General features: G+C 52.7%; 20 protein-coding genes and 1 pseudogene. 11 read left to right on the top strand and 10 right to left on the bottom strand.

What is annotated here, in order from left to right; translation table 11 throughout:
• Nucleotides 1-37 precede the first annotated feature (37 nt).
• Complete coding sequence (locus ACMHLI_RS07330) at nt 38-3,325, top strand: cellulose synthase subunit BcsC-related outer membrane protein (RefSeq protein ID WP_413529020.1); 3,288 nt, start codon at nt 38-40, stop codon at nt 3,323-3,325.
• A gap of 94 nt (nt 3,326-3,419) precedes the next feature.
• On the opposite strand, the gene ACMHLI_RS07325 is transcribed toward ACMHLI_RS07330, so the two are convergent.
• A complete protein-coding gene (locus ACMHLI_RS07325; RefSeq protein WP_413528878.1) occupies nt 3,420-4,958 on the bottom strand; it encodes a YdgA family protein in 1,539 nt (512 codons plus the stop codon).
• 134 nt (nt 4,959-5,092) lie between these two features.
• The gene (gene manA / locus ACMHLI_RS07320) at nt 5,093-6,274 is read right to left on the bottom strand and encodes a mannose-6-phosphate isomerase (protein ID WP_413528877.1); all 1,182 of its coding nucleotides are present in this window, start codon (nt 6,272-6,274) and stop codon (nt 5,093-5,095) included.
• Between the two features lie 248 nt (nt 6,275-6,522).
• Here manA and fumC point away from each other — a divergent pair, with 248 nt between their 5' ends.
• Complete coding sequence (gene fumC / locus ACMHLI_RS07315) at nt 6,523-7,920, top strand: class II fumarate hydratase (RefSeq protein WP_413528876.1); 1,398 nt, start codon at nt 6,523-6,525, stop codon at nt 7,918-7,920.
• Between the two features lie 66 nt (nt 7,921-7,986).
• Here fumC and tus read toward each other — a convergent pair whose 3' ends face one another.
• Nucleotides 7,987-8,922, bottom strand: a complete 936-nt coding sequence (gene tus, locus ACMHLI_RS07310) for a DNA replication terminus site-binding protein (RefSeq protein ID WP_413528875.1) — start codon at nt 8,920-8,922, stop codon at nt 7,987-7,989.
• Between the two features lie 214 nt (nt 8,923-9,136).
• Here tus and ACMHLI_RS07305 point away from each other — a divergent pair, with 214 nt between their 5' ends.
• Complete coding sequence (locus ACMHLI_RS07305) at nt 9,137-9,706, top strand: DNA-3-methyladenine glycosylase I (RefSeq protein ID WP_413529019.1); 570 nt, start codon at nt 9,137-9,139, stop codon at nt 9,704-9,706.
• 19 nt (nt 9,707-9,725) lie between these two features.
• Here ACMHLI_RS07305 and ACMHLI_RS07300 read toward each other — a convergent pair whose 3' ends face one another.
• Nucleotides 9,726-10,682 carry a GlxA family transcriptional regulator gene (locus ACMHLI_RS07300; RefSeq protein ID WP_413528874.1) on the bottom strand — a complete coding sequence of 319 codons (957 nt, stop codon included), beginning with the start codon at nt 10,680-10,682 and terminating at the stop codon, nt 9,726-9,728.
• 115 nt (nt 10,683-10,797) lie between these two features.
• On the opposite strand from ACMHLI_RS07300, the gene ACMHLI_RS07295 reads away from it, so the two are divergent.
• Nucleotides 10,798-11,439, top strand: a complete 642-nt coding sequence (locus ACMHLI_RS07295; RefSeq protein ID WP_413528873.1) for an HD domain-containing protein — start codon at nt 10,798-10,800, stop codon at nt 11,437-11,439.
• A 46-nt stretch (nt 11,440-11,485) separates the two neighbouring features.
• Here ACMHLI_RS07295 and yqfB read toward each other — a convergent pair whose 3' ends face one another.
• From yqfB to ACMHLI_RS07280, 3 genes are all read right to left on the bottom strand, one after another.
• A complete protein-coding gene (yqfB, locus tag ACMHLI_RS07290) occupies nt 11,486-11,791 on the bottom strand; it encodes a N(4)-acetylcytidine aminohydrolase (protein ID WP_413528872.1) in 306 nt (101 codons plus the stop codon).
• 249 nt (nt 11,792-12,040) lie between these two features.
• On the bottom strand, nt 12,041-12,484 hold the full coding sequence (locus ACMHLI_RS07285; RefSeq protein WP_413528871.1) for a cupin domain-containing protein: 444 nt from the start codon (nt 12,482-12,484) through the stop codon (nt 12,041-12,043).
• A 48-nt stretch (nt 12,485-12,532) separates the two neighbouring features.
• Nucleotides 12,533-13,138 carry a transglycosylase SLT domain-containing protein gene (locus ACMHLI_RS07280; protein WP_413528870.1) on the bottom strand — a complete coding sequence of 202 codons (606 nt, stop codon included), beginning with the start codon at nt 13,136-13,138 and terminating at the stop codon, nt 12,533-12,535.
• 208 nt (nt 13,139-13,346) lie between these two features.
• On the opposite strand from ACMHLI_RS07280, the gene ACMHLI_RS07275 reads away from it, so the two are divergent.
• Both ACMHLI_RS07275 and gap read left to right on the top strand, forming a co-directional pair.
• Nucleotides 13,347-14,324, top strand: a complete 978-nt coding sequence (locus ACMHLI_RS07275; RefSeq protein ID WP_413528869.1) for a GlxA family transcriptional regulator — start codon at nt 13,347-13,349, stop codon at nt 14,322-14,324.
• A gap of 78 nt (nt 14,325-14,402) precedes the next feature.
• Nucleotides 14,403-15,413 carry a type I glyceraldehyde-3-phosphate dehydrogenase gene (gene gap, locus ACMHLI_RS07270; protein WP_413528868.1) on the top strand — a complete coding sequence of 337 codons (1,011 nt, stop codon included), beginning with the start codon at nt 14,403-14,405 and terminating at the stop codon, nt 15,411-15,413.
• A gap of 111 nt (nt 15,414-15,524) precedes the next feature.
• Here the strand turns inward: gap and ACMHLI_RS07265 are convergent, their stop codons facing one another.
• Nucleotides 15,525-15,938 carry a VOC family protein gene (locus ACMHLI_RS07265; RefSeq protein WP_413528867.1) on the bottom strand — a complete coding sequence of 138 codons (414 nt, stop codon included), beginning with the start codon at nt 15,936-15,938 and terminating at the stop codon, nt 15,525-15,527.
• Nucleotides 15,939-16,298: 360 nt separating this feature from the next.
• Between ACMHLI_RS07265 and ACMHLI_RS07260 the strand changes: the two genes are divergently transcribed.
• From ACMHLI_RS07260 to ACMHLI_RS07250, 3 genes are all read left to right on the top strand, one after another.
• On the top strand, nt 16,299-16,757 hold the full coding sequence (locus tag ACMHLI_RS07260; RefSeq protein ID WP_413528866.1) for a MarR family winged helix-turn-helix transcriptional regulator: 459 nt from the start codon (nt 16,299-16,301) through the stop codon (nt 16,755-16,757).
• Nucleotides 16,758-16,945: 188 nt separating this feature from the next.
• Entirely contained in the window at nt 16,946-18,676 is a 1,731-nt protein-coding gene (locus tag ACMHLI_RS07255; RefSeq protein ID WP_413528865.1) for an MFS transporter, read from the top strand.
• 47 nt (nt 18,677-18,723) lie between these two features.
• Entirely contained in the window at nt 18,724-19,773 is a 1,050-nt protein-coding gene (locus ACMHLI_RS07250; protein WP_413528864.1) for an HlyD family secretion protein, read from the top strand.
• Here the strand turns inward: ACMHLI_RS07250 and ACMHLI_RS07245 are convergent, their stop codons facing one another.
• Both ACMHLI_RS07245 and ACMHLI_RS07240 read right to left on the bottom strand, forming a co-directional pair.
• Nucleotides 19,774-20,787, bottom strand: a complete 1,014-nt coding sequence (locus ACMHLI_RS07245) for an isopenicillin N synthase family dioxygenase (RefSeq protein ID WP_413528863.1) — start codon at nt 20,785-20,787, stop codon at nt 19,774-19,776. It lies immediately after the preceding gene.
• Between the two features lie 197 nt (nt 20,788-20,984).
• Nucleotides 20,985-21,880: pseudogene (locus ACMHLI_RS07240) on the bottom strand (NAD(P)-dependent oxidoreductase).
• Between the two features lie 217 nt (nt 21,881-22,097).
• Here ACMHLI_RS07240 and ACMHLI_RS07235 point away from each other — a divergent pair.
• Entirely contained in the window at nt 22,098-22,469 is a 372-nt protein-coding gene (locus tag ACMHLI_RS07235; RefSeq protein ID WP_413528862.1) for a YebF family protein, read from the top strand.
• A 244-nt stretch (nt 22,470-22,713) separates the two neighbouring features.
• A complete protein-coding gene (locus tag ACMHLI_RS07230; protein WP_413528861.1) occupies nt 22,714-24,846 on the top strand; it encodes a TonB-dependent siderophore receptor in 2,133 nt (710 codons plus the stop codon).
• Nucleotides 24,847-24,925: the final 79 nt, after the last annotated feature.

The raw sequence follows: 24,925 nt of genomic DNA, 5'->3' as shown, positions 1-24,925 counted from the left end.
GAAAACTTGTCGTAATACGCCGCTCACCTTTAACCGACTGGCCCTGACGCTGGGGCTGGCGCTTTTGTACAATCCATTTTTATACACTCCGGCTAACGCTGCGCCGGTCGTGTCGCCGGAGCAATGGTTGCTGGAACAGGTGCGGGTCGGCGAGGCCAGCCATCAGGAAGATCTGGTGCGTCAGTCGCTTTTTCGACTCGAACTGATGGATCCGCAAAATCCGCAGGTACTTTCCGCGCGTTTGCGTCTTTTCCTGCGCGAGGGGAATCAGGCACAGGCGAAACAGCAGCTGGAGAAGATTCAGCAGGTCGCGCCCGGCTCTGCCGAATACCGTCAGGCGCAGCTGAGCCTGCATATTGCCTCACCGGAAATGCAGCAAAAACTGCAACAGACGCGTTTACTGGCAACGGCCGGACGTCTCGATGAAGCCAAAGCGCAGTACGACGCGCTGTTTCAGGGGCAGCCGCCGACGCTGGATTTAGCGGTGGAATACTGGCAGCTAGTCGCGCGTCTTCCGGGGCAAAAAGCCCGTGCGCAGGCGCAGCTTCAGGCACTGAATAATCAGTATCCCGGTGACGTTCAGCTGCGCCTGCAACTGGCGCAGATGGCGTTTGATGCCGGTGATAACGCCCAGGCGGTGGGTCTGGTTAAACAGATCGCCACCACCAATGAAGGGCGTTCACCGGCGGCCGATCTCTGGTTGTCGCGCATCAGGGCACAGCCGGTCGGCAATGACAGCGTCGATGCATTGCAGCAGTTTATCGCCACCTTTGATACCGGCCCGCAGGTCATTGCCGCGCAGCAGGAACTCCAGCGTCAGCAGGCCATGCTGGCGGATCCGCATTATCAGGCGCGCGTCAAAGGGCTGGCGCAGGTAGAGAAAGGCGGTTCGACGGCGGCGATTGCGCCGCTCAAACAAGCCTTGCAGGAAAAACCGAATGACGCCGAAGTGCTGGGTGCGATGGGGCTGGCGTATTCCCGCGCGGGCAACCGTCAGCAGGCGTTAGCGATGTTCCAGCGTGCCAAAGCCGCAGAACAAAATGGCTACAATTCCAGTAAATGGAACAGCCTGATCCAGACCAACAGTTATTGGCTCAAAATCGATCAGGGCGATAAAGCACTGAAAGCCGGGCAGACTGAGCAGGCCGAGGCTGCCTATAAACAGGCGCAGCGTATCGATTCCCGCGATCCGTGGGCGCAGATTGGCCTCGGTGACGTCGCCGTAGCGCGCAAAAACGATCCGCTTGCTGAACAGGCCTACCGCCGCGCACTGTCGCTCGAATGCAACAACAGCAGCGCCGAGCGCGGGCTGGTGAATATCTATCAGCGTCAGTCGCCGCAAAAGGCGCTCGATTATCTGAATACACTTTCCGAGACGTCGCGGGCTAAACTCAGCGATCGTCAGAAGAGTTTGCAAAGCGATATGCTGACCGCGCAGGCAGAGAAATATGTGGCGGAACGTCAGTGGGATCAGGCGGCTAACCGTTATGCACGGCTGCTGAAACTCAATCCGGACGATGTCTGGAGCACTTACCATTACGCCAATGCGTTGCGCGCAGCGGGAGAACCGGCGAAAGCCGACGCGGCGTTTGCGCAGCTGGCTGCGAAGAAGCCTGCGGATCCGCAACAGGTATACGCTTATTCGCTGTATCTCTCCGGTTCAGATCGCGACGATGCCGCGTTACGTCATTTGCACACCCTGCCGGAAACCAGGTGGGACGCCAATATGCGCGAAATGGCGCAGCGTATCGAGCTCGATAAAACGTTCACTGGCATTGATACCGCACTGGCATCGGGCAATACGGCGCTGGCGAAACAGCGTTTGCAGCAGGTCACTCTTTCCACGGAGACTCTCAGTCTCAACCAGCAGCGCCGCGTCGCTACCGCCTGGCTGGACGTCGGTGAAACCACCAAAGCCTATACCCTGTTGCAGCCGCTCAAAACCGCTGCCCGATCGCAACCGGCCGGTCAGGACAAGGCGCTGATTTACCGCAATGCGGCGAATGTCGAACAGCAGCTCGGCCAGCCAGATCTCGCGCGTCAGGATTACGGGCAGGCGATGGTGGCCAGCGGGATAACCGACAGTGTGCCGCAAGACAACGACGGCTATACCCGTCTTACCCGTAATCACGCCGGAGATGACTGGTTAAAGCGCGGGATCCGCGCCGATGCCCATGATTTATACCGCCAGCAGGATGTGAATTTCACGGCAGATAACGACTCCTGGACATCGAGCGGCACGCCGGGAAAATCCGATCTGACGGCCAATACCATGATGTTTCAGGCAGATATGCCGGTTTATCAGGGGCGCGGATTCCTGCGGGCCGACTGGGTGCGGATGGATGCGGGCACGTTTGACAGTCAGAACGGCAACTATGATGAAAGCTTCGGCACCTGTGGCGACATCAAATCAGCGTGCCGTCGTTACCGTAGCCAGACCGCCAACGGCCTGAGCCTGGCGGCGGGCTGGGAAAACGAAAAATGGAAAGGGGATTTGGGTACCACGCCGCTCGGGTTCGAGGTAGTGGATTGGGTCGGCGGGCTGGCGTACAGCGGTGACTGGCATCAAATTGGCTGGACGACTACCGTATCGCGCCGCCCGATTTCCAGCTCATTACTCTCTTTCGCCGGAGCGAAAGACCCCGGCACCAACACCACCTGGGGCGGCGTTCGCGCAACCGGGGCCAGCCTCGGCCTAAGTTACGATCAGGGTGAAGCCAACGGCGTATGGGCCGATCTCAGCGCACATCAGCTGACCGGCGAGAACGTGGCGGATAACACCCGCGAACGGCTGATGGGCGGCTATTACTACAAAGTCATCAATGAAGATAACCGGCGCGCGACCGTTGGCCTGAGTTCGATGATCTGGCATTACCAGAAAGACCTCAGCGGTTACACGCTGGGACAGGGCGGTTATTACAGCCCGCAGCAATACTTCTCACTTGCGGTGCCGGTGAATTATCGCCAGCGTACGGAAAACTGGTCATGGCAGCTGGGCGGCTCGGTCTCATGGTCACGTTCATCCACCCGCGATCAGAAACGTTATCCGATCCAAAGCCTGGTGGCGGATACGAATATGGATGATGCAGATAAAAGCGCGGTGGATTCTGGCAGCAGCGGTTCCGGTTTCGGCTATACCGTGCAGGCGCTGCTGGAAAGAAGGGTGAGCTCGCACTGGACGGTCGGTGCGGGTGTGGATATTCAGCAGGCGAAGGATTATACGCCGAGTCACTTTTTGCTTTATGCCCGATACTCACTCGGCGGATGGCAGGGCGATCTCGATTTGCCTCCGCAGCCTCTGACGCCTTACGCCGACTTTAAATAAGCATCGGAAACTAAATAAAAAAGAGGGGGATCATCCGATCCCCCTCTTTGATTTCATTGCAGCGCTGAGCGCCTTTTAACGTCTTTGCGGCAGATTACTGGGCCGGAACCGGCGCAACCGGTGGTGCCAGAGGCGCTGGCGCTTCTGACTGTGGCTGAGCAACAGAACCGCCGAAGATGCCAAACAGACCGGCAAATTCCTGCAACGTCATTGTCTGACCGTTCAGGTTAACCTGATTGCCAGCATAGCTGAAGGTGCTGGAAAGGGTGTCATCTTTCACGGTAGTCAGTTTAAACATCTGACCCATTGCCGCCAGACCCTGCACCTGCTGCTGTGCCAGCTTGGTCGCGTCATCGCCGCTGTAACCTTCCAGTTTCGCGACCTGAGTGGTCACTTCTGTCGCCATTGGCAGCGGGATAGACAGTTTAGCGTCAACTTTGCTGATCAGCTGAGACAACATCTGATCCTGAGTTTGTGCCGGCGTTGCGGACGGATCTTTCAGATCCAGATGCAGATTAAAGGTACTTTCACCCTTGCTGTTTTTCCAGCTCAGCGGAGCAATGCTGATGCTTGGATTGCCTTTAAGCAGCAGTGGCAGATTGGCCAGAAGCAGGTCGGCGGCTTGTTGCTGATACACCGCCGGATCCAGTTCGCCTTGCTGCAACAGCAGGGCGCGGGATTGCTGGTTGTAGTTATCAGCAAATTGCTTCAGCGCTGCGCCGTCCAGCTTATCCAGCTTGAGGGACAGTTTTGCAGAACCAAAATCAGCGCCCTGAATTTTCAGTGCGTCGATGGTGTAATCCTGTTGGCCGCCAATGTTATTGCCGTTTTCAGAGAACTTGCTGACCAGTTTGAAGTTATCCAGTGAGCCTGCGTCTTTACCGTCAACGTTCACCAGGATCTGCTTCACGCTCAGGTTTTGATCGCCCACGCCGACCTGGAATTTACCCTGTTGGGTATCGCTGTCCATGTCGAAACCGGTCAGCGTCACTTTCTCAAGCTGGCCCCACTGGTTTTTGGAGGTGATCGCCACGCTGTCGATGTTGCTTTTCAGCTTCATCGCCGTCAGTTCTTTATCTACATCTACATTCACCGTACCGCCGGAGAATTGCAGCTGGCTGTCTTCTTTCTGGTAAGTCACCGGAATGATGTCGATAGCCGAAGAACTCGCGCCGCTGTAGGACACGCGGCTGTCTGCGGTAATCAGCGAACGGCCTTTAGTCACGTCAAACAGCGGTTTCAGTGTTGGGGTGTTTTGCAGTTCAGAATGCACCGACGCCATGCTTGGGATCAGGTTGAATTTCTTCAGCTGAGCGGCAGGGAACGGGCCGTGATCGATGGTTTCGATAAACGCGATTTCATCGCCGGTTTTCAGCGCGCTGGTGCCTGCGGCGGCAGCGGCGGCGTCAGGTTGCAGAACGATGCGCAGTTTGCTGCTGAACAGCCCGCGATGATAATCCTGATAGCTGACTTTCAGACCGGCTTTCGGGAAGGCAGTCTGCAACTGGGTATTGGCCGCGGCGACTTCCTCATCCATATGCTGCTCAATGAGTTTACCCGTGTACCACGAGACGCCTGTCCAGGCTGCGCCAAGGACCACAATGACGCTTACAGCGACTAACGACTTCTTCATATCTCTGTTTATCCTTATGAAATGTCTCGAAAACAAAAAACGCCTTGCGGCGTTAATAGTCCCCTGAGTGTAGCTCAATCAGTAAATAATTCATCAAATTGAGGCCATTAGCCTCAATTTGTTTAAGCAATTGATCATTTACTGAGGATATTGAACACCCGGGCAATGCGTCCGTTGCCGCTGGCCGTGACCGGTGATTCGCTGGCAGACAGATAAGCGGATTCCCCCGGACTCAGCACCAGCGATTCCTCGCCTTTTACCAGCACGCTCTGGCCTTCAATACAGAAGACGATAGCTGCACTGTCCTGAGCCAGCGTTTGTGGCTCAGCAGAGAGGCGATGAACAGAGAACGCAAAATCTTCGACCGGGATCGGGAAGTTGAGTTCCGCGCCTTTCTCCACCGGCGTGGTCAGCAGCTCGCTGGCCGGTTTGGCGTTGAACTTCAGATTGGCCAGCAGTTCAGGGATATCGATATATTTCGGCGTCAGACCGGCGCGCAGAACGTTATCGGAGTTCGCCATCACTTCAAGCGACACGCCTTTCAAATACGCATGCGGAGTTTCCGCATACAGGAACATGCCTTCGCCCGGTTGCAGGGTGATGACGTTCAGCAGCAGCGGAGAGAAGAGGCCGGTATCGTCAGGATAAAATTCATAAATGCTGCGGATGGTGTCCCAGGGCTCACCGTGCTGATTGATCAATACGGATTTCAGCACGTCCAGCGCGCGAGATTTGTCTTCGCCTTCCAGACTCAGTAAACCGGCAAACAGCGTACGCAGGTGATCGACATCAGGATAAGAGAGGAAACTGGCAATCAATGAGTGCGCACCGGCGACGGGTTGCAACAGAGAAACAATTTCACGCAGTTCGCGAAAACCGTTCATCGCCTGGAACGGCGTCAGGGCATAAACCAGTTCCGGCTTGTGATTGGGATCTTTGTAGTTACGTTCAGCGGCATCAAGAGGAATACCGTTGGCGTTCTCTTTGGCGTAACCCAGTTCGGCGGCGCCTTTACTCGGGTGAACCTGGATTGACAGCGGTTGATCGGCACACAATACTTTGAACAGGAAAGGCAGCTCACCAAAACGTTTGGCGACTTTTTTACCTAACTGTTCGTCAAGACTGGCGCTGATCTGGTCGCGCAGTGAAATCGTCTCACCGGCGGCATTCTCAACCTGCGAACTGCTTTTCGGGTGGGCACCCATCCACAATTCTGCCATCGGACGACCTTGCGGATCCGTAATACCATAAAGTTCGGTCAGCGCGTCTTTACTGCCCCAGGCGTAATTTTGTACACCGTTATGCATCTTTTGCATTGCTTCATCCTGAATGGAAAATTCTACCCGCTAGTAAACAATGACGGCGCATCCTTTACAACTGCGATGGGTCAAAAAGTGCGGTGAATGACAATTCTTCTCATTTACAGGCCGGGGAGCGATACGTTAGCCTTATATGTCACTATACTCGACTGGCCGCTGATGAATGCCTGGAAGCGCCAACGGCTTTTGAAAATCCTGCATAAAACCTGACACTCATTCGAAAATAAGTATCTAAGGAGACAACAATGACAGCGACTCGCATTGAAAAAGACTCAATGGGGCCTATCGATGTTCCGGCAGATAAGCTTTGGGGCGCACAGACGCAACGTTCGCTTGAACACTTTCGTATTTCCTCTGAAAAAATGCCTGCGGCGCTGATCCACGCACTGGCCCTGACCAAACGCGCGGCCGCCAGCGTCAATATGGATCTGGGATTGCTGCCCGCTGAACGGGGCGATGCAATTGTTGCCGCCGCCGATGAAGTGCTGGCCGGTAAACATCCGACCGAATTCCCGCTTTCCATCTGGCAGACCGGTTCCGGTACCCAGACCAACATGAATATGAACGAAGTGCTGGCTAACCGCGCGAGTGAAATCCTTGGCGGCGAGCGTGGCGAGGCGCGTAAAGTGCATCCGAACGATGACGTGAATAAAAGTCAGAGTTCGAACGACGTCTTCCCGACGGCGATGCACGTCGCCGCCGTGCTGGAACTGCGCGAAACGCTGCTGCCAGAGCTGAAAGTGCTGCATAAAACGCTGGAAACCAAAGCCGAAGCCTATCGCGATATCGTTAAAATTGGCCGTACACACTTGCAGGACGCGACGCCGCTGACGCTAGGTCAGGAAATCTCCGGCTGGGTCGCGATGCTGGCGCACAGCGTGACGCACATTGAAAACAGTATTCCGCACATTGCAGAGCTGGCGCTGGGCGGTACGGCGGTAGGGACCGGGCTGAACACTCATCCTGAATACGCGGTGCGTGTGGCGAAAACGCTGGCAGATCTGACGAAGCAACCTTTCGTCACGTCACCCAATAAATTTGAAGCGCTGGCCACCTGCGATGCGCTGGTTCACGGGCACGGTGCGCTGAAAGGTTTGGCCGCGTCGCTGATGAAAATCGCCAACGACGTCCGCTGGTTATCATCGGGCCCACGCTGCGGCATCGGTGAGATTTCCATTCCTGAGAACGAACCGGGCAGTTCGATCATGCCAGGTAAAGTCAATCCGACTCAGTGTGAAGCTATGACCATGCTCTGCGCGCAGGTGCTGGGCAATGACGTTGCGGTCAATATCGGCGGCGCTTCCGGTAACTTCGAGCTGAACGTGTTCCGCCCGCTGGTGATCCACAACTTCCTGCAATCCGTCCGCCTGCTGGCTGATGGATTGCGCGGTTTCAATGAGCACTGTGCGGTCGGCATCGAGCCTGTCCGTGACCGCATCACGCAGTTGCTGAACGAATCGTTGATGCTGGTGACGGCGCTCAATACTCACATCGGTTACGACAAAGCGGCGGAAATCGCCAAGAAAGCCCATAAAGAAGGGCTGACTCTGAAAGCGTCGGCGCTAAAACTCGGTTATCTGACCGAAGAACAGTTTGACGAATGGGTTCGCCCGGAAGCGATGGTCGGCAGCATGAAGGGATAATTCCTTCTGATGTAAATACCCTGAGAGGTCCGGCTTACCGGGCCTTTTTTCATTTATAGCAGCAGATCACAGTGGATAATCGGTATATAAATGCAGCCGTTTAATCAGCAAACTCAGCGGCTGTGATTGAGGCTTGTACTTATGTTTGATGGTGGTGACGTCGTAATCCGGCAGTTCACCTAATTTTGGCACCTGCATCATCGGCGTTTTCTGGCACAGCGCAATCAGCGGCAGCGGGCAGGGGTGTTGCACCTGTTTCTGGCTGTTGCGGTACCACACGCGGGCGATTGGCTGCACCTTGACTGGCCGTTTAAACTTCAGCGCGGCATGTTCCGGCAATCGTTTAACATCAATCATTTCACGGTTAATATTTTCCATCCACTGCTCGCGGGTATAAGGCGATACAGCCCGGCCAGCGTTCAGGCTTTTTTCGAGCATTGCCAGCACTTCTCCACGGCTGATGTTCTTAATAATGTGCTTGTTCGCCCATCCAAATCGCACCGAATCGGGGTCGTTCAGGAAAGTCACTGAACGATAAGCGTTAAGTGTAATCAGGCCGCACAAATGGGTATGTACGAACTCGAAGCGCTGCTCGCGGGCAAGACCTGATTCCACAGTAACAATGTGTTCGAGTTCAGCTTTCAGTTTATTCACTTCTTCAATGAGCAGCAGGGCAGACTGATGTTCAGCGGCATCAACGGCGTAGCACAGAACGCCTGGCAGGCGGACAGCGGATTTGCTGCTGATATTCTCGTTATTATGATGAATGAATAGCCGCTGAAAATGTTGCAACGCCATCTCCTGTGCGGCTTCGCCGATATAAGGCGTTACTGCGATTTTATCGGCAGGATTATGTTCCTCGCCTTTGGCAATTTCCGGCAATGCAAAGACCCGCGCCTGCAATAATTCCAGCTTACTCAGGAAGTTCCCGAGATCGTGCAACGCCATTTCCAGCTCGTTGAAACAACCGTTCATACGAGCAATTAAATCATAATCTGCCATATCGCCTCCAGTTAGTTACAACATACAGTTTAGGGGAAGATGAATAAAAGTGCACACCCTTACTTTTGTGTTCGGGGCATTGTTTAGTAGGGCGGTTTGCTTTTCTCGTCCAGAACCCAAGGTCTCAACCTTAAGTCCTGTCCCACGGTCTTAATTTGTTTTTAACAAACCCCGTCGGGTAGACTATCCCAAACCCACGGAAGTGAGCCCCATGATGAGCAATGCCTTGATCCGTTGTCCCTGGAATCTCAACGACGCCCTAATGATCAATTACCACGATACAGAATGGGGCAAACCGGTCCGCGACAGCCGCGCACTGTGGGAAAAACTCATGCTCGATGGCTTTCAGGCAGGGTTATCCTGGCGGATTGTATTGAAAAAGCGTGATGCGTTACGTTTGGCATTTTGCAATTTCGAACCACATAAAGTCGCCGAATTTACTGAAGAGGACATCGAAAAATTAGTGAACAACGCCGATATTATCCGATCCCGCAGCAAGATTACGGCGGTAATTAATAACGCGAAAATGTATCTGGCGATGCAGCAGGCGGGGGAAGATTTCGGCGAGTGGATTTGGACGCAGATCGGCGGTAAAGCCATCCAACATCATGGGCCGGTGCCGACCAAAGATGCACTGTCTGAACGTATATCGAAAGAGTTGAAAAAGCGCGGTTTTAAGTTTGTCGGGCCGACCATTGTGTATGCCTGGATGGAAGCCACCGGGCTTATTAATACCCATCATCCTGATTGCTTCCGCCGGGCTGAGGTAGCGGAAGAGGCCTGATTTATCACGCGATTATGTGTCATGAATATTGCTTTTTATATTGTGACGGTGTCACGTTTAACTGCCGTAAAAAGGCTCTTCGCAGAATATCTACGCTGGAAAATCCACATTGTGCGGCAATTTGCTTCATCGCCAGCCCGCCGGATTCCAGTAGCTGACGGGCATGAAAGACCCGCTGTTGTTCCAGCCATTGTGCCGGTGTCTGGCTCATTTCCTGATTGAATAAACGTGTGACGTGACGGCCGCTCAGACCCATGTGTGTGGCAAGACTTTGAACGTTATGTGGTTGTTCGAGTGAGTTCAACACCCAGCGCTGCACATCCTGTAACGCCGAACGACCACTCAGCGAGGCCTGTCCGTGTCGGCTAAACTGAAGCTGGCCTCCGGGGCGTTTAAAAAACATCACCAGCTGCGCCGCCACATCCAATGCCGTTTTCCGGCCAAGATCTTCCTCCACCATATTTAGCGCTAAATCCAGCCCGGACGTCACGCCTGCAGCCGTTCGCAGTTCACCGTCGGCAATAAAGATGGCATCAGCTTCTACGTTAACCTGCGGATAATCCAGACTCAGTTTTTCAGCCACCGACCAGTGGGTGGTGACACGCCGTTGATCCAGCAGTCCTGCGGCGGCAAGCAGCAACGCGCCGCTGCAAACGGATCCAAACCGTTCGGCATGATGACACCAACGGCAAATACCTTCCTTTAGTATTTCGTCATGGATAAAGGGAATTAGCGCTGGTGCACCGGCGACCAGAAACGTGTCCAGATCGGGGGGAAGCGGGGTGGCCAGCGTTAAATCGGCAAGAAGGCGAGTGCCGGACGAAGATGTAATAATAGGATCGGTCATCGCCATCACGCTGAGTTTGTAAACTTCGCGGCCACGCTGCTGATTAGCTTCGGCAAAAACATCCATCGGACCGGAAACGTCGAGCAGTTGCACGCCGGGAACGGCCAGAATCACAATGTGTTTAGGCATGAACAGGTTTCCTGTCGCAGAACATCGCAATGTCCTTAATCGTAATATTACGTCGATTGATGACATTCATCCTGCGGCTTAAGCTGGTTTTAATCAACCCTACAGGAGAACTATCATGAGTCTGAACATCCACGGCATCCGCATTCCCGACAGCAAAATGGCCCGCGAAGCGACCGAATTAGTTCGCGATACCGAATCAGATTTATTGTTTCACCATTCCAGTCGTGTGTATTACTGGGCTGCACTTGCTGGCCAACAACGTGAACTGAAGGTCGATCACGAACTGCTTTATATTGGCTGTATGTTTCACGACATGGGCCTAACGCATGAAAATTGCAGCTGCGATAAACGTTTTGAAGTTGACGGAGCCAATGCCGCACGGGAATTCATGCAGCAATACGGCGTCAGTGCCAGGGATATGGATAAGGTCTGGACAGCCATTGCGTTACACACCACACCCGGCATCCCCGAGTTTATGGATCCAGTGATTGCACTGGTGACAGCAGGCGTAGAAATGGATGTTCTGGGGATTAATTATCCGGAATATCAGGATGATGTGCGAACAGCCGTGGTCGATGCGCATCCGCGTACGGCTACGTTTAAAGAAGATATTATTCAGGCCTTTTATGACGGCATAAAAAACAAACCGCAAACGACGTTCGGTAATGTTAAAGCAGACGTGATTGCTGATAAAGAACCGGCGTTTATCAAAGGGAATTTCTGTTCAATTATCCGCAATTCACGCTGGCAGGGCTGAGGAAGAAAAGGGCGCGCCGGTGTTAAAACGGCGCACTTTATGGCAATTAAATCAGGCGGAACTCAATCATAAACAGCTGTTTAAGCCCCGGATAAATCTCGCTGATCACCTGTTTCAATTCCGGTAATGTCATGTTTTCTTGTACCGCGTGGGCGTCGTTGAGATCGTCAAACAGCACCGGCGTCACGCCAGTCACTTCAATAGTGCAGAAAAACACATCATCTTCATAACGGCTGACGCGCACCTGATCTCCTGCAACAAAATCTGCATCGCTGGCTTCACGCAGTGTGATGGTTTTACGACCGGCAAGGATATCGGTTTCAAAACGTCCATAAAAAGTGATTTTTTTCATAAATTTTCCTGCATTTCAAAAATGGTAAATCGTTTGTGAAGACCTAAGAACACATTTCAACACAATAACCATAAATCTGATAGCGGTTGAGAAGACGTTGCACCTGACGAACGCTGAGGTTCTGGAGAGTACGATATTTTAAGTTTGCTAGAACCGGACATCTGAATTTAGCTACTACACCTTAAGTACGCATAATGTATATTATGTTAAATAGGATATCAGGTTACGCACCCGCAATCCTAAGTTACCTTAATCCAACTTCCCTGCCTCATCTTCAGTCCTTACTTCACCATAATGCACAGCTAGCCAGACCGTTGTTTCTTTATCATCTGTCCATTCGACGCGGTGCTTACAGAGCGCGGGAATATTCACGAAGTCACCGGCTTTCATAACCCGCGTTTCGCTTTCATCTCTCAGCCGTAAACCTGCTGAGCCTTGCAGCACCATCACCCACTCGCTTTGTGGCTGGCAGTACCAGAAATCTGGTGGGCTCGATTGTCCGGTGGAAATAATTCTCTCGATACGCACGCCTGGCTGAGTTAACAACCTTTCAAAGGTTTCGGCTTGTCTGCTGAGCGCCTCGTCTGGAAAATCCGTAAACATATTATCCGGCATTGAAAACGACCTTTTCTCTAATAAAACGGTTTTGAAATTGATCGCGCTACGCGAATTCTGAGATTTCATCAGTACCATAATGCTGCAGAATTTACGTAGCAAACTCCCCGCTGTCAGGTTTACGCACTATAAACCGGCATAGACTTTTTCGACTTTTGCCATATATCTTGGAGCCTGAGCTGCCGGATGATACTGGCGTACGTGCCAGTGAAATGCTTCGGGCGACAGCTGGTTAATCATGCTGATGGCCGTCTGGCGGTTGCTGGAAAATGTCCGAAGCAATGCACCGGCACCGTTGGCATAAGCAACTTCGGTTGCGTAACGCCGCGTAACCGGATTATTGATCCAGTTTAGTTGCTGATGCTGCAACGCGCTGATGTAAGCCGTTCCCAAATCAATGTTGGTTTCAGGATCATATAAATCGTCGTTATCCGGGCAACCACGTTTACCTTTGTATCGGTATGCGTCACAGCCGCTCGTTGAGGCTTTCAGCTGCATCAAACCAATGGCGTTTGAAGGACTGACGGCTTTCGGATTGTAACTGGATTCCACCTGAATGATGGCTTTCACCAGTTTCCGGTCGACTTTGTATTTATCAGCAGCATCTTCGATTTCATCGTCAAAGGCGTGAGAATCATATTTTTTATAATGCGGTTTGCTGGAACAGCCTGCCAAAATCAACAGCATTAGAATCATGCAAAAACGAGACGGATTTTTGAGTAATGAAGTCATGAATTACCAGGAATAAATTAGGGATTATTGGCGAAAACAAGATACCGTTATCGTCTCTGAAGGTCATGTATTAATTGGTTTTTTTTTGACTACTTAATCTCTTCTCAAGATGCGCCCTTCAGAGACTAACGATTGTTGCGCCCTGCTCTGGCATTATTCTTACGCACAGACTATTGACTTATTTTGTACAAAAAGTACCTTTAACGCCATGCATACATTTCTGATTATCGTCCCCGACGGGGGCATGTTGTTCGAAGCAGCTGGTATCGCCGATATCCTCATGCAGGCAAATCGTCTGATGTCTAAGGACGCCCGAACGCCAGCTTATCAGGTAACCCTGGCCACGACGCAACCGCACCGTGTGGTTCACGGCGCTTCTGGCCTGAACCTGTTGGCTGATCACCGTTTATGCGATCTCGATCCACTCACTCCACGCGATACCATCCTTATCACTGGCAAAGGCCTGACTAAAGAAGAAGGCTCCGACGTAGTTCAGTGGATAAAAAAGGCTGCGCCCCATGCCGGCCGCGTTGTTTCCATTTGCGGCGGCGCAATGCTGCTGGCGGAAACGGGTCTGCTCAATGGACGCCATGCCACCACACACTGGCGTTTACTCGATACACTGCAATCAGAATTCCCACAAGTCCTGGTTGAACGCGGTCCGATCTACGTTCAGGACGGTACAGTCTGGACCTCCGGCGGCGTCAGTTCAGGTTTTGACCTCACTCTCGCATTGGTCGAGGACGATCACGGTTTCAATCTGGCCCGCGACGTGGCACAGGATTTAGTGATGTTTCTGCGCAGGCCCGGTAGTCAGGCGCAATTCAGCCGCTATTTGTTAAATCAGGCCGCAGAAGGCCCGATCCGAGACCTCCAGAGCTGGCTGCCAGATAACATCACGGCAGATCTTTCTGTCGAACAACTGGCAGAGCGCGTCGCGATGAGTCCGCGTAATTTCACCCGCGTCTTTACTCGTGAAACCGGAATAACACCGGCGAAGTATGTCGAGGAAGTCCGTCTGAATGCCGCCAGACAGCGGCTTGAACAAACCACTCTTGGTGTTGAACAAATCGCGGTCATGACAGGCTTTGGTACTGGCCTGAATCTGCGCCGTGTTTTTGAGCGTAATCTACAACTCACCCCCACTGAATATCGCGAACGATTTTGCGCACGTATGTTGGCGTAAAATGATTCTTTATTGTCATTTACGCCAATCCAGCTTGAGGCTACATTGAATGCAGTTCCGCTAACTAAGGAGTGCATCATGGTCAAAGTTGGTATTAACGGATTCGGCAGAATCGGACGAAACGTCCTGCGCGCGGCTCTCGGTCGCGATGACTTTCAGGTGGTGGCGATCAATGATCTCACTGACAGTAAAACTCTCGCCCATCTTCTTAAATATGATTCCCTTTCCGGCACGCTGAACGCCACCGTTGAAGCAGGTGAAGGCCAGCTTTTGGTCGATGGCAAAAGCATCCGCGTATTCTCTGAAAGAAATCCGGCCGCTATTCCCTGGAGCAGTACCGGCGTCGATATCGTTATCGAAGCCACCGGTTTCTTCACGGATAAAGCTAAGGCTGAAGTGCATATCACTCACGGCGGCGCGAAACGCGTCATAATTTCCGCCCCGGGTAAAGATGACGATATTACCATCGTGCTGGGCGTGAATGACGATCAGTATGACCCGGCTAAACATAAAGTGGTGAGTAACGGCAGCTGCACAACAAACGGTTTAGCACCGGCCGCACAGGTTCTTCATCAAACCTTCGGGATTGAACATGGCCTGATGAACACCACCCACGCCTATACCAACAGTCAGGCTCTGCATGACCAGCCGGAAAAAGATTTGCGCGGCGCCCGTGCTGCGGCAGTGTCGATTGTTCCGTATTCCAGCGGAGCGGCAAAAGCCATCGGGAAAGTCATCCCGGAACTTGCCGGACGAATGACGGGTTATTCACTGCGCGTGCCGGTACCGGTGGTTTCAATCGTCGATCTCACAGTTAATTTAAAACGCGAAGCCACGGTAGAAGAAATCAACTCGGCATTCCGTCAAGCTGCTGAATCCGGCCCGCTCAAAGGCATTCTGGGCTACAGCGATGAACCACTGGTTTCGAGTGATTATCGTGGCGATCCGCGCTCGTCTATTATCGACGGCCTTTCTACGTTGGTTATTGGCGGAAAACTGGTGAAGATCCTCGCCTGGTATGACAACGAATGGGGCTTCTCCAATCGTCTGGTTGATCTGGCGGTTTTGATGGAAAAACGCGGATTATAAGCCCCCTTTTCCTGCCAGACATTATAAGAAGACACCGCCGTCTGGCGGTGTTTATCAGAGTTACAGACGACGCTGTTTTTTAAAAAGAAATAGACTGTATGTTGTAACTAATTATTCATCTTTTGGCCCGATTTTCATAAACGGGTTATAGGCGATTTCCCAAAGATGTCCGTCCGGATCGGCGAAGTAGCCAGAATATCCGCCCCAGAATACTTTCTGTCCTGGTTTAATCAGCGTCCCGCCTGCTTTCACTGCCTGTTTAAGAATCGCGTCCACTTTTGCTTCACTGGCCACGGTTTGCGCCAGAGCCATACCGCGAAAACCTTCCCCCTGAGCACTGACCTGCGCGTCCCTGGCCAGTTCATCCCACGGGAATAAGGACAACCACGCGCCCGCCAGTTCAAAGAAGCTGACGCTGTCTGAATCAATCACCACTTTTGGAAATCCTAATCCATTTTGATAAAACTCGGTGGCGGCGGCTAAATCCTTAACGCCCAGCGTGATCATATTAATGACAGGTTGCATGCGATTTTCTCCAGAATATTGATGAGTTGGTTTTTTCCTAATTTGTAAATCCTCAATGACAAAGTCAGTCATCCGAACCGCGCCTATCTCAAAAAAACGCTGAAGCTGCGTCTGAAGTTGTTCAGCAAAATCGTAAAAGCCGCCATTCTGACCTCGCCGTTCCTGCGCAAGTTGATAATGAAAAGCAATATCTCCCACGTGGATATCATCTCCCCAAAATAGCGCCGTGCTGTCTGGTTCTTCATTGCCAGACAGCGCCTTCCGGTTGTCTCAAAATGTTAACAGCGGCCTCACTTTTGTGGAAAATATCACATACCGTGCTAACCTGACGCCATCAAAAGCACCATCTGTGAGGATCCTTTGACTACATTACGCCGCCGACCGGAGGCCGCTTCGCCTACCCTGCGCTTCCTCCCGGAAACCATCCATATTGGCCGCCAGTTACGGACTTATTGTGATGCCCGTTTCAAAACCATCGGGCTGACACTTGCCCGTGGACAGGTCCTGTTGCATCTGGAAGCGGCCAATGGCCGTCTTCCGCAGGGAGAGCTTACCGCACTGCTGGAAGTCGAACACCCGACCGCGATACGCCTGTTTGACAGCCTTGCACAGCTAGGGCTATTAGAGCGATGCCCCGGTGAAAACGACCGTCGGTCCAAAGACATCGTGCTGACCGAAGCAGGTAACGATCTGGCCAATCAGGTACGCAGCATGACTGACGACATATTAATCCGTGTGATGGAAGGCATCCCTGAAGAAAATATCACCGTTGCCCGTGGCGTTCTTGCCGCCATAACTGCCAATATCGCCGCGCTTTAAGTGGCGATTCTTTCTCCTTACCCTCTCTTTTTACCCGCAATAATCACTTCTGTAATTGATTGATTATTCCCTATTTGAATTTGTAAATATCACTGATATGAATAATTGAACTAGACACCTTTGAAATGCCTCACTACATTATGTAGCAAGCTACAAGCTAGTTGGGTAATGACTTATAAGGCATAACGATGACGACGCGTTCTGATTCAGATGTCCGGCAGGATGCCGGTGAATTAACAACACGGGATGCATCACCACTAAAAGAGCCCCCCGCGCCAGCAACGGAAGCCGGATCGGTCCCGCCCTCAACGCATCACCCCTTTGCCGTTCAGGTGCATGACTGGCTCTCCCGTTACCCACGATTACGTATCGGTGTATACGTCATGGCGTCGTTGATTATTGGTATGACGCAAGGGCTGGGGATCAATCTGGTGGGATCAAATCTGCCTGGGATCCAGGGATCGCTTGGAATTTCTAACGTCGAAAGCTACTGGCTGATTGCCGCGTATACCGCCACCAGTGTGACCGGCACCATCCTGCTGTATAAAATTCGTACTCAATTTGGCTTTCGTCGCTTTGGGGAATACGGCCTGCTGTTTTTTGCCGTCGCCTCCATGGCGCAAATGTTTACCCATGATTTTCAGACCGCCGTGGCCGTGCGCGCAGTCATGGGTTTGGCGATGGCATCGCTTGGGCCGCTGGCGTTGTTCTATATGTTTGAGATTTTCCCACCGGCGAAAAAGCTGACAGCGGGACTGTGCTTCGGGCTGGCGGGCAGCCAGATTTCGTTGCCGATTTCCCGCATCATTTCGCCGCACCTGCTAGATCTCGGGCACTGGCACCAGCTGACGATGCTGGAATCCGGTCTGTCGCTGATCTGTCTGGCCATCATCTGGATTTTGCCGCTGACTCACCCGCCGCGCGTGAAAGTCTTCGAGCGTACGGACTGGATAAGCTACCCGCTGATCGCAACCGCCGTGGCCTGTATGTCGGTCGTGCTGACCATGGGCCGCTACTACTGGTGGCAGGAAAAGGACTGGATTGGTGAAGTTCTGGTCGTCGGGATTATCGCGCTGACGCTCTCATTTATGGTGGAGTTGCGACGCAAGAATCCAATTATCGATTTACGCTGGCTGATGACTCCCGAAATGCTGCTGTTTACCGGTTCAATGCTGTTCGTTCGAATGCTGCTTTCAGAGCAAACCACCGGCATGGTGGGCTTTCTGAATCTGGTTGGATTGCTCAACGATCAGCTTATTACGCTGTTTTGCATCATTCTGGCCGCGACGTTCGCCGGGCTGGTGTTCGTCAGCATTATTCATAAAGCCAACCGGATTGTTTACATCCATTTGTTCTCAATCGCACTGATTGGCGTGGCGGCGTGGATGGATGCGCATTCGACTCTGGATACGCGCCCCGAGCAGTTTTATCTGACGCAGGGAATGGTTGCCTTTGGTGGGGCAATATTTCTGCCCACCTCCCTGTGGCTCGGGTTTATCCGGGCGCTGCAATACGGCCAGAGCCAGATCATCAGTTTTGTGCTGGTGTTTCTCTCAACCCAAAATGTTGGCGCACAGGTTGGCGGTGCGTTCCTCGGGACAATTCAAATTTTGCGTGAGAAGTTTCACTCGAGCGTGCTGGTCGAAGGGATTTCGCTGCAAAATCCGCTGGTGCTTGAGCGGCTTGCTCAGTACAGCCATTTGCTGAAACCGGCATTAAACGATGGCGCACAGCTCAATGCCGAGACGGTTACGCAACTGAGTCTGAAAGTGACTCAACAGGCGGGATTGCTGGCGTATAACGATGTTTTCATGGTGGTGTTTTATATGTCGCTGGGCTGCTTTGCCATCCTTTGCGCGCACATTATTGTCGGACGGATCCAGACCAAAAAGCGCGAAGCCGCTGAGGCTGTTGCGTAAGTCATTCGTTTCTATCATCGAACTAAAAGAGTAATGCAGGAAAAGTGATGAAAAATCTATTTCGTTATCCGTCAATCATAGTGGTGCTGTGCCTGGGTGTGGTCGGCGTGATGTTGGTTTTATACAGCTGGCAATTATTTCCCTTTAATTCGCAGGTAGAATCAACCGATAACGCCTACGTACGTGGCAATGTCACCCTGCTCAGCCCACAGGTGTCAGGGTACATCACTGACGTTAAAGTACAGGATTTTATGCCGGTAAAAAAAGGTGACGTGCTGTTTCTGATCGACGACAGCACTTACCGGCAGGAATTGTTGCAGGCACAGGCCGCTGCCGCACAGCAGCAGGTGACACTGCAAAACTTCGAGCAAAATCGTGCGTCGAGCGCCGCCAGTTTGCAACTGGCCGAAGCAGAACTGCAAAGTGCGCAAGCCGCCGAAAGTAAAGCCTCGCTCGATACCGGCCGTAACAGTACCTTGCTGGCGAAAGGTCTGGTGTCGAAAACCATCGGGGATGAACTACATGCCGCCTTGCTGACGGCCAAAGCCAACGTGGCTAAAGCGCGGGCTTCGGTGAATATCGCCCGTCAGGATCTGGCTTTGGTGGATGCCAATAAAGCCTCGCTGGCAGCAGCCTTAAAGGCCGCACAGGCGAAAGTGGAGGTCGCAGAAATTAATCTGCAACATACACAAATTGTTGCGCCCTCAGACGGACAGCTCGGCGAGGTGAGCGCCCGCATGGGGCAATATGTGACGGCAGGCACGCAGATGACGTCCATCACACCGAAGGTAGTCTGGGTGACAGCCAACTTCAAAGAGCGCCAGCTGGCGGAGATGAGCGTCGGCACACCGGCGACGTTTACGGTCGATGCCCTTAACGATCGCGCTTTCAAAGGCCACGTGGTGCGAATTTCCCCGGCAGCAGGTTCTGAATTCAGCGTGCTAAAAGCCGATAATGCTACAGGTAACTTCACAAAAATCTCACAGCGAATTGCAGTACGAATTGAGCTGGAACCGGATCAGCAACAAAGCGATCGTCTGCGACCTGGGATGTCCGCAGTGGTCAGTATCGATACCGCCAACTCGCCACAAAACTGATCAACGCGTGACGTCCGAATAATAACGCTGCGCGACATCAGGATGTGAGCGCAGCCGCCCTTTCAGATAATTGAAACCAACATCGCGGAACAGCGGATTCAGCGGATCGCTGGCCTCGCCCCGCGCTTCTTTCGCCAGCTCTGGCGGTAACGGGAACAGCGGCACCACGGCGTCGAGCTGCGCGCCGAGGAAGAACGCCAGCGAGAGGCGCTCACCGGCTGCAGGCGGCGACACCACGCGGTGAACGGTGGCACGCAGATAGCCGTTGGTCGCCAGCTCCAGCAACTCACCGATATTCACCACGAGCGTATCCGGCACAGGCAACGCCTCCACCCATTGGTCCTTTTCCACTTCAACCTGTAATCCGCGCTGTTCGTCCTGCAACAAGAAACTGAGGAAACCGGAATCTTTGTGCGCCCCGACGCCCTGATTCCCTTCGCCTTCAGGCCGCCCCGGATAGCGTATCAACTTGATATGTTCATTGGGCTTTTCGCCATACAGGGGATCAAACGCCTCTTCCGGCAGTTTCAGCGCTAACGCAAACGCACGCAGCAGACGCAATGACATCGCGGTCATCTCACGCTGCCAGCGCAGCAACAATGGCCGTAGTTCCGGTAACGCCTCCGGCCACTGATTCGGACCCTGTAATCTGGCCCACGCCGGGGTGTTGTCATCTATCAGCAGTTCCGGTCGCTCAGCGCCAAGATCAAACTGTTCACGCCAGTCAGGCTGACCGCGCGTAATTTCCGACGCTGCGCGGTTATAGCCGCGAAAATGTGAGGAATTGATCATCGCCACGGCCAGCTTTTCTTCTTCCGGCAAGGCAAAGAACTGGCGCGATGCGTTCTGCACATCGCTCAGTAAGGTTTTATCGACGCCGTGATTTTTAAGATAGAAGAAACCGATCTCGCGGGCAGCGTAGCGCAACTCTGACAGAAACGTTTCTCGCTCTTGCGGCGAAGCTGAAAAGTGGCTGAAGTCGATCAATGGGATATTCGTGGAAGGCTGGCTCATCACTCACTCCGCTTTGAATGAAAAAAGGTGTTCCTATCCCGACGCTATCACAGCCTCCGAACGGATAACCAATAGCCAGATGCTCTGATTTATACTGCGAAGTTATGAATGAGGGGTGATGAATGACAGGTGATGAGTAATGAATGTGATGATCTGTCATTCGTCAGTCATCACATTCACCAGAGGCTCTGGGTTTATTAAGATTGTTTATCGCCCAGATAACGATACACCACAGCCAGATCCTTCTCGCCATAGCCGGCACTCACAGCGCCCTGCCAGGTTTCGCTGATGCGTTTCATCACCGGCAGATCCAGTTTACTACCCGCTTCCAGCGCCAGATTGATGTCCTTCAGCGCCCACGTCAGCTGCATCTGCGGTGTATAATCGTCGCTTTGAACATCTCCATTTTGCCTTTAATATAAGGTGCCGCCAGCGGTCCGCCCTCCAGCACGTTCCACAGGTCATCTGTGGTGAAACCGAGTTCTTCAGCCAGCTGCGTGGTTTCGGCAATCCCTTCCATCATGGCAATCAACCAGGCATTTACCACCAGTTTCATTTTTGAAGCGCGCCCCGCCTCACCCAGCCATTTAGTCGCTTTGGATATCGCCGCAAATACCGGTTCCACGGCAGCACCCGCTTCCCGATCGCCGCTGGCCAGCACCACAATCTGCGCCTGCTCAGCCGGAGCTTTCGTGCCGGACACTGGCGCATCGATGAACACCACGTCCGGACGCTGCGTTTCGATCAGGGCGATCAGGCTGTCGGTTGCTTCCACACCCAGCGTCCCCATCTGCGCGATGATGCCGCCGTGTTTCAGCCCCGCCAGCAAACCATTATCCCCCTGATAGACCTCCAGCGACGTTTTGCCATCGGATAGCATAGTGATCACTACATCTGCACCTTCAACGGTTTCCCGCGGCGTCGTGCCACGCGTCGCCCCCGCGGTGACCAGATCATCTCCGCGGGAGGTCGTACGGTTCCAGACGCGGGTGGTAAACCCTTTTTTAATCAGGTTTGCGGCAAAGGCATGCCCCATCGCGCCGAGGCCCAGTACGGCGACGACCGGTTGTTGAAGTGTGGATTGCTCACTCATGTGTGACTCCTTGTGCAAATAATGATTGTGATAAAAGGCTAACACCGCAGAGTTTCCCACGGGACTGGCTTCTGTAACCGAATGCAACAGAACGGCTGATAGTACTTAACCTCTGCTGACCAACTGGCGTAACATACGCGCTTTCTAATCGTTAAATAACATTGAATATTCTGCGCAGGCTATGATTTGGCGAAGATTTTCAGGAGCAGCAAGTACTATGAGTAAAGTCGTTTTGATCGGAATTATTTCATTCATTTTCCTGATGATGGTCGTGATGCTGGGCTCGGTCTACATATACCCCTGGTGGATGCAGCGTTCAACCGAAGGCGCTTGCGCACAGATAAGCAAGAGCAATGCGATCGACACCGTCACCCGTGACTATATGGAAAACCGTATCCCGAACTGGGGCAACGACAAAGACAATATGGGCACGTCGGTCCCGGTGTTGAGCTTCATCAGTGATGATGCGAAAGAAGATAAAGGCACTTACCACATTCCGTTCACTGCCAAAGGCCCGAATGGAACACTGGGGTATGTGGCGCATTTTAACTGCTCGAATCATTATGTTAAGTATTCGACGGTAGAGTGAGATATGCGGATGCCGCGCAATCTGCGGCTTTTCACCGCTGACCGAGAAAGTTTCGGTTTCTCGTTTGCTTTGCTCCTCCCCCTACGAAGGGGGAGGACGATGCCAGTTAACCCCCCCCCGCCACCCATAATTGTAATTATTGTCATCAGCCTTTTTTGTTTCCTTTCGTAAATCCCCCAATTAGAATGCAAACCGTTATCATTTGTATTTACTTGGTTGTATTTTATTTCAGGGAATCACTCACATGTCTTTCACTCATGTCCCGCGCGGGACTCTCCTCAGTGGATTTAAGAAATCCGTCGTTGCTGTAGCTATTCTCCACTGCTCGCCTCTCCTCGCGGCGACGCAGCCTTCTGAAGATTCTATTACCGTGAATGCGCAAGCCAATGCGCTGGATACCACCGATTACAGCGCAACGCAGAGCTCGACGGCCAGCAAAAGCGATACGCCGCTGAATGAAACGCCGCAGTCAGTCAGCGTGGTCACGCAGTCGATGATTCAGGATTACGATGTGACGTCTCTGGATGACGCGATGAAGTTTGTCAGCGGCGTCACACAGGGAAATACGCTGGGCGGAACGGAAGATGGTTTCGTGAAGCGCGGGTTTGGGGCGAACAGTGACGGGTCAATTCTGATTGATGGCGTGCGCAGCAATCAGGGGCTGGGGTTTGATTCGACGATTGATCATATCGAAGTGCTCAAAGGATCGGCGTCACTGCTGTATGGGATCCAAAACCCCGGCGGCGTGATCAACATGATCACCAAAAAACCGCAGTATGAGTGGAATACCCGCGTCAGTGGCCGTACCGGCGGATTTGGGGGCGGAGCGGGAACTCTCGACGTTACCGGTCCTCTGGGCAATGGTTTCGCATTTCGTATGATAGCCGAGCGCCAGTATGAAGATTACTGGCGCAACTTTGGCAGCGATTCCCATACCCTGCTCGCGCCGTCGCTGAGCTGGTTCGGTGAAAAAGCCAGTTTCAACATCAGTTATCAGGAATACAAATACGACATTCCCTACGATCGCGGGACGGTGTTCTCCAACGGCAAACCACTGGATATCCCCTATAACCGTCGTCTTGACGAACTGGCTAACCACGCCTGGGGAAAAACCAAGCGCCTTAATACCACGTGGGAATATCAGCTGAATGAAGACTGGAAAACCCGTCTGACCTACGCCTGGCAGCAGCGCCGTTATGACAGCAATGAAGTCCGCGCCACCGCAGTAAATACCGAAACCGGCGCCGTGACCCGCCGTGCGGATGCTAATCGCGGATTCAACCATCAGACCAGCTATACGTCATGGGACTGGATCGGTAATCAGGAAATCTTCGGAATGATGAATGACCTGCTGATTGGCGTCGATTACGAGAAAAACGAAACCTATAAGCAGTACTCGTATCGTGGCAAAACCTTCAGTACGTTTAACATGTACGATCCGGTCTACGGCGTTGAACCCATTACCAACAGCAGCACTTATTCCGACAGCAACAGCAATTTGCGTAATACGCTGTATAACAAATCCATCTACCTGAAAGACAGTATTCATCTGACCGATAAATGGATCGGCGTAGTCGGGGGGCGTTACCAGCATTACAACCAGAAGCAGACATCCGGTTTTTTGAATCCCACCCAAAGTCTGGATGATACCGATGACAAATTCCTGCCGCAGGTGGGCGTGGTTTACAAACTCACGGACGACCTCTCGTTCTACGCCAACTACAGTAAATCCTTTACGCCTTCCACCGATGTGGATGACAACGGCAACGTGGCCTCCCCGGAAAGCGGCACCACCTATGAAGTGGGTACCAAATGGCAGATTTCACCGCGTCTGGATGCCACGCTGGCGGTGTATCGCATTGATGAAGAAGACATGTCCGTCTTCATTAACGGCGTAACCCGCAATATTCCGAAAGCACGCTCGACCGGCGCGGAGCTGGAACTTAATGGAGAAATAGCCAAAGACTGGGATCTGACCGCCAACTACAGTTACGACAAAACGGAAATCACCGAAGATGACGTGAATTCTGCCAACGTTGGTAATCGTCTGGTGAATGCGCCAACCAACATGGGCAGCCTTTATCTCAGCCACACGATGCGCTGGTCAGTCGTGCCGGGAGATTTCCGCGTAGGCGGCGGTGCGCGTTATGTCGGTACCCGTGCGGGTGACCCGGAAAACAGCTTCACGCTGCCGGATTACACCGTAGCCGATGCATTTATCGCCTGGGATAACCAACTGCTGGGCAAACATACCCAGATTAAGCTCAACGTAAATAACTTGTTCGATAAAGAGTATTACTCCTCAAGTGCCGGAAATTTACGCGTGATTGAAGGCGAACCGCGCAATGTGGTGCTCTCGGCAGCGGTGGATTTCTAACAAGCAAGAAACGGACGTTTAAGATTGATAAGTTGATCAGAGCCGGCACAGAGATGTGCCGGTTTTGGTTTTACGGTTT

The sequence above is a fragment of the Rahnella inusitata genome, assembly GCF_965118895.1.
Classification (GTDB): Bacteria; Pseudomonadota; Gammaproteobacteria; order Enterobacterales; family Enterobacteriaceae; genus Rahnella; species Rahnella inusitata_A.
This window is presented reverse-complemented; position numbering and strand designations above follow the sequence as displayed.

Excerpts from the sequence above, each read along its gene's own strand:
- ACMHLI_RS07325 (WP_413528878.1), bottom strand. The coding sequence starts at position 4,958 with ATGAAGAAGTCGTTAGTCGCTGTAAGCGTCATTGTGGTCCTTGGCGCA.
- manA (WP_413528877.1), bottom strand. The coding sequence starts at position 6,274 with ATGCAAAAGATGCATAACGGTGTACAAAATTACGCCTGGGGCAGTAAA.
- fumC (WP_413528876.1), top strand. The coding sequence starts at position 6,523 with ATGACAGCGACTCGCATTGAAAAAGACTCAATGGGGCCTATCGATGTT.
- tus (WP_413528875.1), bottom strand. The coding sequence starts at position 8,922 with ATGGCAGATTATGATTTAATTGCTCGTATGAACGGTTGTTTCAACGAG.
- ACMHLI_RS07305 (WP_413529019.1), top strand. The coding sequence starts at position 9,137 with ATGAGCAATGCCTTGATCCGTTGTCCCTGGAATCTCAACGACGCCCTA.
- ACMHLI_RS07300 (WP_413528874.1), bottom strand. The coding sequence starts at position 10,682 with ATGCCTAAACACATTGTGATTCTGGCCGTTCCCGGCGTGCAACTGCTC.
- ACMHLI_RS07295 (WP_413528873.1), top strand. The coding sequence starts at position 10,798 with ATGAGTCTGAACATCCACGGCATCCGCATTCCCGACAGCAAAATGGCC.
- yqfB (WP_413528872.1), bottom strand. The coding sequence starts at position 11,791 with ATGAAAAAAATCACTTTTTATGGACGTTTTGAAACCGATATCCTTGCC.
- ACMHLI_RS07285 (WP_413528871.1), bottom strand. The coding sequence starts at position 12,484 with ATGGTACTGATGAAATCTCAGAATTCGCGTAGCGCGATCAATTTCAAA.
- ACMHLI_RS07280 (WP_413528870.1), bottom strand. The coding sequence starts at position 13,138 with ATGACTTCATTACTCAAAAATCCGTCTCGTTTTTGCATGATTCTAATG.
- ACMHLI_RS07275 (WP_413528869.1), top strand. The coding sequence starts at position 13,347 with ATGCATACATTTCTGATTATCGTCCCCGACGGGGGCATGTTGTTCGAA.
- gap (WP_413528868.1), top strand. The coding sequence starts at position 14,403 with ATGGTCAAAGTTGGTATTAACGGATTCGGCAGAATCGGACGAAACGTC.
- ACMHLI_RS07265 (WP_413528867.1), bottom strand. The coding sequence starts at position 15,938 with ATGCAACCTGTCATTAATATGATCACGCTGGGCGTTAAGGATTTAGCC.
- ACMHLI_RS07255 (WP_413528865.1), top strand. The coding sequence starts at position 16,946 with ATGACGACGCGTTCTGATTCAGATGTCCGGCAGGATGCCGGTGAATTA.
- ACMHLI_RS07250 (WP_413528864.1), top strand. The coding sequence starts at position 18,724 with ATGAAAAATCTATTTCGTTATCCGTCAATCATAGTGGTGCTGTGCCTG.
- ACMHLI_RS07245 (WP_413528863.1), bottom strand. The coding sequence starts at position 20,787 with ATGAGCCAGCCTTCCACGAATATCCCATTGATCGACTTCAGCCACTTT.
- ACMHLI_RS07235 (WP_413528862.1), top strand. The coding sequence starts at position 22,098 with ATGAGTAAAGTCGTTTTGATCGGAATTATTTCATTCATTTTCCTGATG.
- ACMHLI_RS07230 (WP_413528861.1), top strand. The coding sequence starts at position 22,714 with ATGTCTTTCACTCATGTCCCGCGCGGGACTCTCCTCAGTGGATTTAAG.